This is a genomic window from Paenarthrobacter sp. YJN-D (genome assembly GCF_015040335.1).
GTDB classification, from domain to species: domain Bacteria; phylum Actinomycetota; class Actinomycetes; order Actinomycetales; family Micrococcaceae; genus Arthrobacter; species Arthrobacter nicotinovorans.
The window spans coordinates 62,848-76,415 of record NZ_CP053549.1; the positions used below are offsets into that span (position 1 = coordinate 62,848).

11 protein-coding genes are annotated in these 13,568 nt (G+C 64.0%); 9 read left to right on the forward strand and 2 right to left on the reverse strand.

All coding sequences use genetic code 11. The features are described 5' to 3' along the window. The first annotated feature begins 1 nt into the window (after position 1). Positions 2-1,762, forward strand: coding sequence for a biotin carboxylase N-terminal domain-containing protein (locus HMI60_RS00300; protein WP_193590328.1), 1,761 nt, complete (start codon positions 2-4; stop codon positions 1,760-1,762). A gap of 73 nt (positions 1,763-1,835) precedes the next feature. On the opposite strand, the gene HMI60_RS00305 is transcribed toward HMI60_RS00300, so the two are convergent. Next, positions 1,836-3,020, reverse strand: coding sequence for an ROK family transcriptional regulator (locus tag HMI60_RS00305; protein WP_193590329.1), 1,185 nt, complete (start codon positions 3,018-3,020; stop codon positions 1,836-1,838). Positions 3,021-3,139: 119 nt separating this feature from the next. Between HMI60_RS00305 and HMI60_RS00310 the strand changes: the two genes are divergently transcribed. From HMI60_RS00310 to HMI60_RS00345, 8 genes are read left to right on the forward strand one after another with little or no spacing between them, the layout of a single operon-like run. Continuing rightward, complete coding sequence (locus tag HMI60_RS00310; protein WP_193590330.1) at positions 3,140-4,432, forward strand: ABC transporter substrate-binding protein; 1,293 nt, start codon at positions 3,140-3,142, stop codon at positions 4,430-4,432. Positions 4,433-4,480: 48 nt separating this feature from the next. Then, on the forward strand, positions 4,481-5,416 hold the full coding sequence (locus tag HMI60_RS00315; protein ID WP_110504830.1) for a carbohydrate ABC transporter permease: 936 nt from the start codon (positions 4,481-4,483) through the stop codon (positions 5,414-5,416). Continuing rightward, positions 5,406-6,302, forward strand: coding sequence for a carbohydrate ABC transporter permease (locus HMI60_RS00320; RefSeq protein WP_110504831.1), 897 nt, complete (start codon positions 5,406-5,408; stop codon positions 6,300-6,302). Before HMI60_RS00315 ends, HMI60_RS00320 begins: the two co-directional genes overlap by 11 nt. A gap of 30 nt (positions 6,303-6,332) precedes the next feature. Next, positions 6,333-7,667: an alpha-L-fucosidase gene (locus HMI60_RS00325; protein WP_110504832.1), complete on the forward strand. Its 1,335-nt coding sequence runs from the start codon at positions 6,333-6,335 to the stop codon at positions 7,665-7,667. Then, on the forward strand, positions 7,664-8,539 hold the full coding sequence (locus HMI60_RS00330; protein WP_110504833.1) for an ROK family protein: 876 nt from the start codon (positions 7,664-7,666) through the stop codon (positions 8,537-8,539). The genes HMI60_RS00325 and HMI60_RS00330 overlap by 4 nt, the downstream gene beginning before the upstream one ends. After that, a complete protein-coding gene (locus HMI60_RS00335) occupies positions 8,540-10,036 on the forward strand; it encodes an arylsulfatase (RefSeq protein ID WP_110504834.1) in 1,497 nt (498 codons plus the stop codon). After that, entirely contained in the window at positions 10,033-11,601 is a 1,569-nt protein-coding gene (locus HMI60_RS00340) for a M81 family metallopeptidase (RefSeq protein ID WP_193590331.1), read from the forward strand. The genes HMI60_RS00335 and HMI60_RS00340 overlap by 4 nt, the downstream gene beginning before the upstream one ends. After that, positions 11,601-12,311 (forward strand): copper homeostasis protein CutC, encoded by a 711-nt coding sequence (locus HMI60_RS00345; RefSeq protein WP_227453620.1) that lies wholly within the window; start codon positions 11,601-11,603, stop codon positions 12,309-12,311. Before HMI60_RS00340 ends, HMI60_RS00345 begins: the two co-directional genes overlap by 1 nt. Here HMI60_RS00345 and HMI60_RS00350 read toward each other — a convergent pair. Then, positions 12,301-13,548, reverse strand: a complete 1,248-nt coding sequence (locus HMI60_RS00350; protein ID WP_193590332.1) for a D-arabinono-1,4-lactone oxidase — start codon at positions 13,546-13,548, stop codon at positions 12,301-12,303. The genes HMI60_RS00345 and HMI60_RS00350 overlap by 11 nt on opposite strands. Positions 13,549-13,568 lie beyond the last annotated feature (20 nt).

Genomic DNA, 13,568 nt, shown 5'->3' on the forward strand with positions numbered 1-13,568 from the left:
GATGCGTAAGGTCCTGATCGCGAACCGCGGCGAAATCGCAGTCCGCGTCGCCCGAGCCTGCGACGATGCCGGCATCTCGTCGGTAGCCGTCTACGCGGATATCGACGCCGACGCCATGCACGTTGGCGCAGCCGATGAAGCCTACAGCCTGGGCGGAAACAGCCCTGCTGACACCTACCTGAACATCGGGAAGCTGCTTGGCATCGCCGCGCAGTCCGGCGCGGACGCGGTCCACCCCGGATACGGCTTCCTCTCCGAAAACGCGGACTTCGCACAAGCAGTGATCGACGCCGGGCTGGAGTGGATCGGTCCCTCTCCGGAGTCCATCCGTCAGTTGGGCAACAAGATTACTGCCCGCGAGATTGCCGTCCGGGCCGGTGCGCCGTTGGTCGCGGGCAGCGACGGACCTGTGTCCTCAGCGGCGGAAGCACGCGCTTTTGCCGAGGAACACGGGCTCCCGATGGCCATCAAGGCTGCTTTCGGTGGCGGCGGACGGGGACTCAAGGTAGTCCGCGAGCTCGCTGAAGTGGAAGAAGCCTTCGACTCCGCCGTCCGTGAAGCCGTGGCCGCATTCGGCCGTGGCGAGTGCTTTGTGGAGCAGTACCTGGACCGGCCGCGGCACGTGGAAGCGCAGATCATCGCCGACAAGCAGGGCAACGTCATTGTGGTGGGTACACGTGACTGCTCCCTCCAGCGCCGCCACCAAAAGCTCGTGGAAGAGGCACCCGCGCCCTTCCTCAGCGATGCACAGCGGCAAAAGATCTACGACGGTTCCAAGGCGATCATTCGTGAAGCCGGCTACTACGGTGCCGGAACAGTGGAGTTCCTCGTTTCGGCAGACGGTGCCGTCGCGTTCCTTGAAGTCAATACCCGACTTCAGGTGGAGCACCCGATCACCGAGGAAACAGCGGGGATCGACCTGGTACAGGAACAGTTCCGCGTGGCTGCAGGCCTGCCTTTGAGTGTGTCCGAGGACCCCGTCGCCAAGGGGCACTCCTTCGAATTCCGGATCAACGCTGAAGATGTCGGCCGTGGATTCCTGCCGTCCCCTGGCACGGTCGGACTTTTCGAGGTGCCTACAGGGCCGGGCATCCGGGTGGATACCGGAGTGCGTGCGGGGTCGAACGTTCCGCCGCAGTTCGATTCCCTGTTGGCGAAACTGATCGTCTCCGGAGCTGACCGGCAGCAGGCACTTCGTCGCGCGCGTCGGGCCCTGGCCGATTTCACCATCACAGGCTTGGCCACGGTGCTGCCATTCCACCGGGCGGTCCTGGAGGCTGACGACTTCACTTCAGTGGCCGGACTCCGCGTACACACCCGGTGGATCGAGACTGACTTCGCCGCCCAGATCCCCGTGGACCCTGACTACAGCGCGGTGGCGCCGGGCGGAGAACGCCGGACCATCACTGTTGACGTTGACGGCAAGCGGCTTGCCGTGGGACTTCCTGCCGATTTGCTGGATGGCTGGGCGCGCTCCGGACAAGGGCTTCCGGCCGCTACGGATGTCACGGGGCTGCCGGGTTCCCTCGGCGCCGATGATTCACCCGCCGAATCCGCCCTCGTCTCCAGCATGTCCGGCACCATCGTCAAGTGGCTGGTGGAACCCGGAGCCGAGGTAGCTGCCGGAGACCCCCTGGTGGTTCTGGAAGCCATGAAGATGGAAACCCAGGTCCCGGCACACCGCGCAGGCACCCTCTCGGAAGTGCTCTCGGCCCCCGGCGGAGTGGTCTCGGCGGGCGCAGTGCTCGCCCACATCGAGTAGCGGGTTCGCCAGCGCGTTTCCACACCCTGTTCCCTCGCTGAACGGCAGGGGAACAGGGTGTGATGCAACCGTCTTACGCCGCCGGGTCTGAACGGTTCAACACAACGGCGTTGTGCAGGGCCATGCCCGCCGCCCCGATGGCACCTTCAGCTTCGGTCCACTCCCGGACGGTGATGGTCAGGGGGTGGTGGAAGCGCAGCACAGTCTCCTGAAGCCCTTGCTCAAAGCCGTTGCGCAGATATCCCCACAACGCGGTCGTCTCGCCCGTGACGATGATGGTTGAGATGCCGAGCAGGTTCACCGTGCCGCCGAGGGAGCGGCCCAGCAGCCGCCCGGTCCGGTCCAAGTATGAACCCGCAGGAGAGCCCGGGTCCCTGGCCTGGGCGGCAAGATCTTCCAGTGTCGCTTCGGGGGCCAGATCGGGCGCGGCTGCCAGCAGCTCCCGCAGCCCCGCGTAGACCTGGAGGCAGCCCCGGTTTCCACAAACGCAGCGGGGCCCCTCGGGATCCACAGACATGTGGCCGAACTCGGTGGAGGCGCCGCCGGGACCGTAGAAAACCGACCTGCGGTTAACGATACCCATGCCCACGCCGGGCCCGAGGCCCAACAGCAGGAAGTCATCGTGCCGGCGGCCCAGGCCGAAACTGATCTCCCGGGTTGCCAAGGCAAACAGGTCGTTGGAAACGAAGACGGGCAGGTCCACTGCCCGTCGGAGCTGTTGGCCGAGGTCGAAGTTCTCCCAATTGAGGGTGGCGGAAATGATCACCGTGGAGGAGTTCTGGTCTACAGCGCCCGAGACCGAAATGCCCACTGCGACGGTGCGCCCGGGGTGTGCCATGGCCCGCATCTGCCCCATCACCACGCCGGCCAGCTGGTCCACGGGGTCGTTATCGGGGCTGAAAGGGACGACGTCTGACGTGAGGATCTTTCCGTCCAGCAGCATAGTCACCACAGCTACGCTGCGGGGTGTGATTCCCAGTCCGATGACGACGGCGGCATCCGGCACCAGCTGGACCGGCACCTTGGGGCGTCCGGCCCCGGCGCTTTGTCCGGCAGGGAGGTCGCGGACCATGCCCTCGGCCATGAGGTTACGTACCTGTGCTGTCACCGTTGCCGCACCGAGGCCGAGTTGCTTGGCGATCTCACCACGGCTGAGTGGGCCCCTGTCGGCGAGCAGTCCCAGGATCTCGGCGCGGCTGACAACCTCACTGGCAGGGGTCGGACGGGCGCGTGGGCGAGTGCTCGAAATGTGAAACACCTCTCTCTTGACTCCGGCCGGAGCGTCCGCATAGTCTAACCGGACCGTAGTTAATTCGGTACCGAATTAATTATAGGACCGGGTTCCCGCACCCTCCACCAAACTCAGAAGGACGAAGAATGAAATTAGCAACGAAGCTAGCCGCAGTCGTCGCCGGCACCGCCGTCATGTTCGGCGCTGCAGCCTGCGGTTCCTCAAACACCTCCGGTTCCTCCGACGCATCCAGCTCGGACGTCACGCTCGACTGGTCATTCTGGTCCCAGGGTGAAGAGGGCAATAGGACCTGGAAAGAACTGGCAGCGCAGGTCACTGAGAAGTACCCGAACATCAAGGTGAACCTGACCACCGCGCCCTTCGCCGATTACTTCACCAAGCTGCAGTCCCAACTTGCCGGCGGTACTGCTCCCTGCATTGTGAGCATGCAGTCCCTGCGCCTTCCCGCCTTCGCCAAAGCCATGGAGCCCATGGAGGGACCGCTGGCCGAAGCCGCCGGCTTCAAGGCCGATGAGTGGAGCCCCGGCGCTCTCAAGGCTTTGCAGTCTTCGGACAAGCAGTACGCACTTCCCTACGGCCTGTCCACCATGGTCATGTATTACAACAAAGATGCATTCAAGGCCGCAGGTGTTGAAGAGCCCAAGAGCGGCTGGACCACGGACGAATTCATCGCCGCGGGCAAAAAGGTTTCGGCCTCCATGGGTAAGCCCGCTTTCGGTGAGTCCTTCTCGGACCTGCATATGTACTCCCAGCTGCTGGCTTTCAACGGAGCCCGACCGGTTTCCGACGACGGCGCCCTGCAGTTGACGGACGATAAGGTCACCGACGCGTTCGGCTGGTACACCGGACTGGCGACGGACGAGAAGATCAGCTCAGTTCCGGCCAGCTCCTCCGATGTTGCCTGGGGTGAACAACAGTTTGTTGCGGGCAATACGGCGATGGCTGTGGACGGAACCTGGAACATCAAGAGCAACGTCACCGATGCTGCCGGGTTCAAGGTGGGAGTAGTGGCCCTGCCGCAGGGCGCGAACGGCGCCGGTACATTCTCGGCCAACTCAGGCTTCGGTATCTCCAAGACCTGCAAGAACAAGGAAGCGGCGGCCAAGGCCATTGGCGTGCTGACCGACGCGGCCTCACAGGCCGCCTCGGCCAAGGCCGGCAACCAGCCGGCACGACTCGCCGCTACGGACGCATTCATCCAGGGCCTGAAGACAGACATCGATCCCACCAATCCGGGTTACTCGGACCAGGTGGCCGCAGTGGTGAAGGCTTCCTCGGAGAAGGCGGTGCCATTCATCAGCACGGGCAACTGGGACAAGGTCACCAAGCTGATGGGACAGCAGTTCCAGCAGGCCTACACGGACAAGATCTCCCCGGAGGAAGCCCTCAAAAACGTCCAGGAGAGCGGCGCCAAGTAGCGTCCGCTGTTTCTTCCGAATCCCGAGCCCGACGAGAAAGGCATCACCTTGACGGCCACCATTGCTTCACCGCCGCGGCGCCCTGCGCCGGAGCCGGTGAGCGTGCCACGGAAGAAGAAGACGGACTCCCGCGCGGCACTGGGCTTTTTGACGCCCAGTGCCGTGGGGATGACGCTCTTCATCCTTCTGCCCACGCTCCTGGCCATTGCCACGAGCTTCTTCAATTGGCCTACGTATGGTGACGTCACGTTCGCCGGGCTCGACAACTACAAGGACTTGTTTGCTGCGGGAAGCCAGTTCCCAGCGGCACTCACCAACACGCTGTTGTTCACCGTCATCGTGGTGCCACTCAACCTGGTCCTGACCATCGCTACGGCATTTTGGGTTTCAACCAGCCGGTTTTCCAAGCTGTACCGTGTCTTGTTCTTCCTGCCGGTAGTGACACCGTCTGTTGCTACGGCTGTCATTTGGAAGCTGATCTATCAGCCGGACGGCATCCTGGATTCGACCTTGCAGTCCATGTTCGGCCTCCACATGCCCAACCTGCTCGGGGACAGCAGTACGGCCATGCTCGCCGTCGTCGTCGTGATCCTGTGGCAGGGCTTCGGCTACAACATGCTCATCTTCTCGGCAGCCATCGACCAATTGCCGCAGGACGTACTTGATGCCTCCATGCTCGACGGCGCATCGGGTCTCACAGCGCTGTTGAAGATCAAGCTGCCGCTCCTGACCCCGGCAATTTTCTTCGCTTCCACCGTCACTATGATCTCGGCGTTCCAGATGTTCTCCGAACCGTTCGTGCTCACTGCCGGTGGTCCGGGCACGTCAACGGTCACAGTGGTCATGAACGTCTACCAAACAGCCTTCCAGGGTGGCGAGCTTGGTGCCGCTGCAGCACCTGCCATTATCCTCTTCGCCTTGATTCTTGTAGTCACGATGATCCAGTGGCTGGGACAAAAGAAATGGGTCCACTATGACCAGTAACCAGACAACGTCGCGAGCGTCCGCTGTTTCGGCGGAACGTGCGGGCAAGAAGGCCAAAGGGCGCTTCCGCCCATTCAAACTGGTCAGCGAAATCTTGATTGCAGGGGTGGTCCTGCTCTTCCTCTTCCCGATCGTTTTCACCTTCTTCTCCGCTTTCAAGTCCAACGGCGAGATCTTCGCCCAGCCGCCGTCACTGTTCGGAGCGGAGTTCCGGTGGCAGAACTTTGTGGAAGTCTTCGAGTACACGCCATTCCTGCGCTTCATCTTCAACGGCCTGGTGGTCTCGATCATCGGCACGGTCATCGTGGTGGCGGTATCCGCGTTGGCGGCTTACAGCTTCGGCATCCTTCGCTGGCGCGGGCGTGACAAGTTCATGCTGCTCTATCTGGCAACCATGATGATCCCGCAGGAAGTCCTTGTCATTCCGATGTTTTTGCTCATGCAGAAGCTGGGCTGGATCAATACCTGGCAGGCACTGATCCTGCCGTGGGCCTTCGGGGCGTTCGGCGCCTTCCTGCTCCGCCAGTTCTTCGTGAATATCCCGTATGAGCTGGTGGAGGCATCCAGGATGGACGGGTGCAGCCAATGGCGTACCTTCAGCCGGATCATCCTGCCGCTGGCCAAGCCTTCACTGGCTGTCTTGGCCGTGTGGACGTTCATCACGTTCTGGAACAGCTTCCTGTGGCCCCTGATCGTGGTCAACGACGTCAACGAGCTAGGCAACGTCTCACTGGGGTTGCAGACCTTCTTCGGCGAGCATGGCAGCTCCTGGAATCTGGTCATGGCGGCATCGGTCATTGCCATCCTGCCCACGTTGCTGTTGGTGGTCGCACTCCAAAAGCACCTGGTCAAGGGCATCGCAACAGTTGGCCTGGCCGGCCGTTAGCCCACATTCCTTCTAACTCCAAGGCTGAACATGTTCTATTTTGAGGACCGAGTAGGTCCCGACTTCGGCGCGGAAGCACCGGAATACCCCGATTGGACCTTCCCGCAGTGGCTCAAAGACGCCAAATTCGGAATCTTCGTCCATTGGGGACTTTATTCAGTGCCGGCGTTTGCCGAGACAGGCAATGCGCCCACCCCCGTGGAGGATGCCTATAGGGATCACAAATATGCTGAGTGGTACGGCAACACGGTCCGGCTTCCAGGTAGCAGCGCCGAGGCCTACCAGCGCGAGACATTCGGACCAGGTACGAGCTATGAGGACCTCGCTGAACTGTGGACAGCGGAGTCCTTCGACGCCAATGAATGCGTCGAGCTGTTTCGACGGGCCGGCGCGCGCTACGTTGTGCCTACTGCCAAGCACCACGACGGTTTTTGCCTTTGGGATACGGAGACGACTGGCTTCAACAGTGTCCGCCGAGGCCCGGGCCGGGACCTGCTGGCTGAATTCGCGGCGGCAGCACGCGACGCCGGACTCAAGTTCGGTGCATACTTCTCCGGCGCGTTGGACTGGCATGTGAGCGATCTGCGTGCCATCAACTCCGATCCCGATGTTTTCCGGTTGCGCCGGAACGACGAGCAGTTCGCCCGCTACGCCTTTGACCAGGTTGGTGAGCTGGTGGACCGGTTTGCTCCGGACATTTTGTGGAACGATATCGAATGGCCCGACGCCGGCAAGTCGGCCGCAGATTTCGGCGTCGCCGCACTGTTCCGCAAGTACCTCGCAGCGGTGCCGGAGGGCATCGTCAACGACCGCTGGGGCGTTCCGTCGCACGGGTATCTGACGCGCGAATACAGCGACATCGGCTCGCTGTCCGACAAGAATTGGGAGTCTTGCCGGGGGCTGGGCCGTTCGTTTGGCGTCAACCGCAACGAAACCGAATCGGACGTCCTCAGCGTCGCGGAGATTGTCCGTCACTTGGTGTCTGTGGTGTCCCGCAACGGCAACCTGCTGTTGAATATCGGGCTTAATGCCGATGGCACCATTCCTGCGATCTACCGCGACAGGCTGGAGGGCCTGGCCGCTTGGATGGACGTCAACGGGGAAGCGATCTACTGTACTCGTCCGTTCGCCGGAGACCCTTTGGGACGGGAACACGTGGCGCTGACTGTTGGCGCCCGCGCCACCTATGTGTTGGTGATGGATCCTGCCGCGGAACTCCCTGTATTGCCGCTTCCCACCACCGGCGGGCACTGGCTTGGTGCCAGTGAGGCGGGCGACAAGTTCGTTGTTCCTGAGACCCTGAAGGACTCGGCAGTGGCCGTCTTCGCCATTCCGCACACCAACAAGCAGGGACACCCCGTATGAGCCAGCGGTTGGTGGGCATCGACATCGGCGGTACCAAAATCGCCGCCGGTGTCATCGACTCCAAGGGAAACATCCTTGCCCGCGAACAGCTCGCAACTCCCCAGGGTGGCGTAAATATCGCCGCTGCGGTGGCGTGGATGCTGGGACAATTGGACGCCGACGGCGGCACCACAGTGGGCGTAGCCGTCCCCGGATATGTGTCCACTGACCATCGCAGCGTCGCCAACGCGGCAAACCTCGCCCTCAAGGAGGCGCGGCTCGCGGACTGGATCGAAGAGCGCGCCGATGTGCGCGCCGTCGTCCTCAATGACGCCAACGCCGCGCTGTGGGCGGAGTTCCGGTTCGGCGCGGCGCGCGGTGTGAGCAACGTGGCCATGCTGACCGTGGGCACGGGCATCGGCGGTGGCCTGCTGGTCAACGGTCAGCTGGTCTCCGGGGCGCATGGTTGGGCCGGGGAGGCAGGGCACATGACGGTGGTCCCGGATGGCCGCCCGTGCGGTTGCGGGAGCCGGGGTTGCCTGGATCGCTATGCCAGCGGAACGGCCTTGGGGCACCCGGCGGCCAGCGAGGCAGACTTCGCTGAACTGGGGCACTGGCTGGGCTATGGCCTCAGCCAAGTGGCCATGTTGTTGGACCCGGACTTGTTCCTGCTTGGAGGCGGCGTCAGCGCTGCCGGTGCCGCCTTGACCGACCCCACTGAGCTGAGGCTTGCGGGGCTGCTGGCTGAGCGCGGACGCGAACAGACCCCGCCGGTGCGGTTGGCGCAGCTTGGACCGGACGCCGGCTTTATTGGTGCCGCGGCGTACGCGGTGGACCTGCTGTCCGGCAGCGTACCCGGAAGCGTGTCCCTGGTCGACCAGGTGGGAGCCTAGATGGACGTCGGATCTTCCGGGCACGGCCGTCCCAACGTGGTGGTCATCCTGGCTGATGACCTCGGTTGGGGCGACCTCTCCTGCCAAGGCGCCGAGGCCATCCAAACGCCCAACATCGATGAGCTTGCCCGCCGCGGAATGCGGTTTACCGACGCCCATGCCTCCTCAGCGGTGTGCACGCCCAGCCGATACTCGCTGCTCACCGGCGACTATCCCTGGCGAAGCCCGCTCAAGAGCGGCGTCCTGGGCGGCGCGGATCCGGCGATCATTGCCCACGATGCTCCAACGCTGGCCCGTGACCTGAAAGCCCGCGGCTACAGCACGGGGGCATTCGGCAAATGGCATCTGGGCCTGGGGTGGACCTGGCTGGATGGCAGCGCGCCTGATGCCTTCGCGGCGGGATTCGCCCCTGACATGCAAGGCAACGGTCGTGGCATCGATTACTCGGCGCCGTTCACGGGAGGGCCCACGGCCTTGGGTTTCGACCGCTTCTTCGGCATCGCCGGATCACTTGATATGCCGCCGTATTGCTTCTTGGACCAGGATCACGCCGTCGGCACGCCGTTGGTGGAGAAGACGGACCTGGTCTCCTCGCAACGTCCAGGCCTGGCATCGCCAGGTTGGCGGGATGACGCCGTGGACACCACTGTCACTGAGCAGGCGGTCGCGTGGATCGGGGAACAGCGGCGCGCGGGCCAGGAGTTCTTCGCGTACATCGCCACGGCCGCACCCCATCGCCCCTGCGTCCCGCCAGCTTTCGTGCACGGCTCCACGGCTGCCGGTCCTCGTGGCGACGCCGTGGTCCTGGTGGACTGGATGGTCGGGCAGTTGATGGAAGCGTTGGGGGACGACCTGGAGCGGACGCTGGTGGTCTTCACCAGCGACAACGGCGCACCGACGATGTTCACGGAAGACATGCTCGACGCCGATGGCGGACTCACGGGGCACCTCCCCAACGGTCCGTGGCGCGGCCAGAAAGCGGACGCCTGGGAGGCAGGGCACCGGGTTCCGCTGATCGTCGCTGGCGCAGGCTCCGCAGCCGGAGTCTGTGATTCCCTCGTGAGTCTCCTGGACGTTCGCGCCACCGTGTCGGACGTAACTGCCGGAGCCGCGGGCGCCGCCGTCGAGCCCTCTTCCACCGGCTCCGAGGAAGCGGCCGCCGGCGCGCAATCCGAGTACGGCGACGGAGAGTCTTTCGCAGGCCTGCTCGCCGGCGAACGGGATGCTGAACAGGGCCGGCTTCTGGCCCAACAGGCTTTTGACGGGACCCTGGTACTCCGCAGCGGTCCGGCAAAGGCCATATACGGCACTGGTTCCGGCGGATTCTCGGCCCCCCAAGGTGAGCCGGACGACTCCGGCCACGGTCCGGGGCAGTTTTTCGACCTGTCCTCGGACCCGGCCGAAACCGTCAACATCTGGAAGGAGCGTGCCACGGAAGCGCGCGCCATGATTCACACTTTTGAACAACGCACTGGATTCGTACGAGGAACACGATGACTTCACTTTTACACACCGCCCCTGAACAGTCCGAGGTCTGGTGCCCCGCCCTGGCTCCACTCCATGAAGAGGGGCTCGCCCGGCCGCGGATCGGCATCGCCGGGATCTCCATCGAATCAAGCACGTTTTCTCCCCACATCAGCGGGACTGAGGCCTTCACGGTTCGTCGCGGCGCGACGCTCCGGGCCTATTACCCGTTCCTGGATGCCGGCAGGGACCTGGGTGAGGCCGCCGACTGGGTTCCGTTGATGCACGCACGCTCGTTGCCGGGCGGTGCCGTGGATTCGGACCTCTACGCTGCCTTCCGCGACGAGATCGTTGACCGTATCCACCAAGAGGGCCCGTTCGACGCCTTCTACCTGGACATCCATGGCGCCATGAGCGTGCTGGGAATGGAGGATGCCGAAGGCGACCTCGCCCGCCATGTCCGCGCCGCACTGGGGCATGACATGTTGGTTTCCACATCCATGGACCTGCACGGCAACGTTTCCTTCGAACTGCTCAGCGCGGTGGACCTGATCACGTGCTACCGGATGGCACCTCACGAGGACGCCATGAACACCAAGGAACGCGCGGTCTTCAACCTGCTGACCCGCCTTCGTGCCGCAACTGGCGCTGACGTGCAAGCCCGACGTCCAGCCAAGGCCTGGGTACCCGTTCCGGTGTTGCTGCCGGGTGAAAAGACCAGCACGCGCATCGAACCGGCCCGGAGCATCTACGCGGAAGTTCCGCTGGTGGCCGCGCTGGACGGCGTAGTGGATGCGGCCATCTGGGTGGGCTACGCATGGGCCGACGAGCCGCGCTGCCAGGCTTATGTAGTGGTCACAGGCGACGACGAACAGCTCATCAGCTCCGAAGCGGAACGCCTCGCCCGGTTGTACTGGGACGCGCGCCGGGATTTCGAGTTCGTGGCCGAAACCGCCACCTTGGCCGAGGGGCTCGCCGCAGCCCTCGACCCTGGAGCGCCGCGCCCGTACTTCCTCTCGGACACCGGAGATAACCCGACAGCGGGCGGCGCTGGGGACGTCACCTGGACGTTGCAGCAACTTGTCACGAGTCCTGAACTTGCTGCCGGTCCGTTCCGCTTGGTGCACGCCTCCATTTTCGACGCCGATGCCGTGGCAGCCGCCGTGGCCGCCGGCGTCGGAAGTGAGATCGACGTCGAGGCTGGTGCCCGCGTTGACGCCAACGTCCACGGCCCCGTCCGCCTCAACGGCATTGTCTACTCCATCACCGAAGGGGACCCCGTGGCGGGGACCCAGGCAGTGATACAAGTAGGCAACGTCTTCGCCATCGTGACCGAGCGCCGAAAGCCGTTCCACCACATCGGCGACTTCGCCCAGCTCGGGCTGGATCCGGCGTCGTTCGACATCATCGTGGTCAAGATCGGCTACCTGGAACCGGAACTCTATGACGCCGCAGCCGGCTGGAAACTCCTCCTGACACCCGGAGGCGTGGACCAGGACCTGCTGCGGCTGGGCCACTCCCACTTGGCCGAGGGCGTCTTTCCCTTCTCCGACACAGACGCGCAACCGGCATTGTCGGCCGTGGTGCACCGCCGCTGATGGTTGACCTGGAGATAGCCGTTCAGGACGTTGCCGGTGTGCGGGCCGCACTGGAGGGTGGAGCCACCCGGGTAGAGCTGTGCACGGCCCTGGGTGTTGGCGGCCTGACGCCGTCCATGGGCACTGTGCAGTTGGCCGTCGACGTGGCCCCGGAGGGCTACGTCCAAGTACTGGTGCGGAACCGCGGCGGTGGTTACGTCTATTCCGACGACGACGTCCGCACCATGTGCGCGGACATCGCCGCCCTCCGGGGTACTGGAGTGGGTGGCGTGGTGGTGGGTGCCCTCACTCCCGATGGCCGGATTGACCTGGCCGCGTTGGAACGATTCGTCGATGCCGCGGGAGAGCTTCCGGTGACGTTCCACCGCGCCCTGGATGCGAGCAGCGACGCCCTCGCCGAGTTGGCCCGGCTGGAAGGCACCGGTGTGGGCAGGGTCCTCACGTCCGGCGGGGCGGTCCGGAGTATCCAAGGCGTGGAAATGCTTGCGAACATGGTCCGCCAGGCACCTGACGGGGTACAGATCATGGCAGGTGGAGGCGTGCGTGTTGAAGACATTCCCGCGCTGCTTGCAACGGGAATCGCAGCCGTGCACTTGTCAGCGCGTACGAGTTACGTGGACCCCCACCCGGCAGGGCCTGGAGGTGGGGCACAGGCGCTGGACGCCACAGACTCCGGGATCGTGGCCGCGGCCCGACGCGCTATGAAGTAACCGTCACGCCCAGCACCGTGTCCAGCAGGGCGTTTCGGAATTTGCCCGTGGGATCGTTGGCGCTAACGAGAGCCCGGAAGTCCTCGAAACGCGGGTAGAGGGTGGCGAAGTCGTACTCGCCGGGAGTGAAGAGCTTGCCCCAGTGCGGGCGTGCGCCAAACGGGCGCAGGGCTGCCTCGAGTTCTGGGAGCACGGCCTCGACCTCGGCCTGCATCGGCTTCCAGGTAAAGTGCAGCGCCACGCTTTGCTGCTGGTAGAACGGGCTGAGCCAGAAGTCATCGGCGGCAATCGTCCGGATTTCGGAGATGAACAGCAGGGGTGCTAGCTTGTCCGCGAGACCTCGGACGGCGGCCAGAGCAGCGGGTGCATGTTCCAGCGGCAGGAGGAATTCGCTCTGCAGTTCTTCCCCGTTGCTTGGGGTGAATTCGTGGCGGAAGTGCGGCAAACGGTCCAGCCACTTTCCCGCGACATCGAGTTGTTCGGTGCAGTTCTCGGCTGACATGTCCGGGAGCGGGTGCAGTGCCGCCGTCGCCGGCGTTGCTCCGAACAGCTCCGCCAGGGGAGCTTCGGTGTCCAGCGCCTTGAGCCACACTTGGGCGATGGTGTCACCCGTGTAGTTCGTGAAGAAACTGACGCTGTAGGCACTGGAAGCGATGGTTTCGAAGTTGGCCAACGCCGCATCCCAGGACAGATCCGTGAGCACGCGTTGCCGGACCTCGTAGCTGGGCCGGACGGCAAGCTCCAGTCCTGTCACAATGCCCAGGGCTCCCACGCCCACCACTGTGGCGAGGAATTCGTCGTCGTCGGCGGCTAGGGTGACCAGCTCGCCTGAGGCGCGCACAAGGTCGACACTCACGACGGCGGCAGCCAGGGAGGGGTTATTGACTCCACTGCCGTGCGTGCCGGTTTGGATGGCGCCCGCTACGGAGATGTGGGGAAGAGAGGCGAGGTTGTGGATGGCGTAACCCTGCTCTTCAAGCGAGCGGCCCAAGGCTCCGTAGCTGATGCCGCCGCTGACCTTTACCGTGCTCTTTTCCAGGTCGAGGACGATTTCCTGGGGGAGGGCATCCAAGAGAATGTGCGTGCCCTCGGTGTCCGCGACCGTATTGAACGAGTGCCTGGAGCCCAAGGCCTTGATCCGGGTCGCCTGGGCCACCAGCTCGCGCAGCTCCTCCACCGACGCGGGCCGCTGGATGCCCGCGGACGAATACTCAAGGTTTCCTGCCCAGTTCTTCATTGAATTCTTCCCTTTTGAAT

Bases quoted from the DNA above. Each gene is read 5' to 3' on its own strand.
- HMI60_RS00300 (WP_193590328.1), top strand. From the start codon at position 2: ATGCGTAAGGTCCTGATCGCGAACCGCGGCGAAATCGCAGTCCGCGTC.
- HMI60_RS00310 (WP_193590330.1), top strand. From the start codon at position 3,140: ATGAAATTAGCAACGAAGCTAGCCGCAGTCGTCGCCGGCACCGCCGTC.
- HMI60_RS00320 (WP_110504831.1), top strand. From the start codon at position 5,406: ATGACCAGTAACCAGACAACGTCGCGAGCGTCCGCTGTTTCGGCGGAA.
- HMI60_RS00325 (WP_110504832.1), top strand. From the start codon at position 6,333: ATGTTCTATTTTGAGGACCGAGTAGGTCCCGACTTCGGCGCGGAAGCA.
- HMI60_RS00330 (WP_110504833.1), top strand. From the start codon at position 7,664: ATGAGCCAGCGGTTGGTGGGCATCGACATCGGCGGTACCAAAATCGCC.
- HMI60_RS00335 (WP_110504834.1), top strand. From the start codon at position 8,540: ATGGACGTCGGATCTTCCGGGCACGGCCGTCCCAACGTGGTGGTCATC.
- HMI60_RS00340 (WP_193590331.1), top strand. From the start codon at position 10,033: ATGACTTCACTTTTACACACCGCCCCTGAACAGTCCGAGGTCTGGTGC.
- HMI60_RS00345 (WP_227453620.1), top strand. From the start codon at position 11,601: ATGGTTGACCTGGAGATAGCCGTTCAGGACGTTGCCGGTGTGCGGGCC.
- HMI60_RS00350 (WP_193590332.1), bottom strand. From the start codon at position 13,548: ATGAAGAACTGGGCAGGAAACCTTGAGTATTCGTCCGCGGGCATCCAG.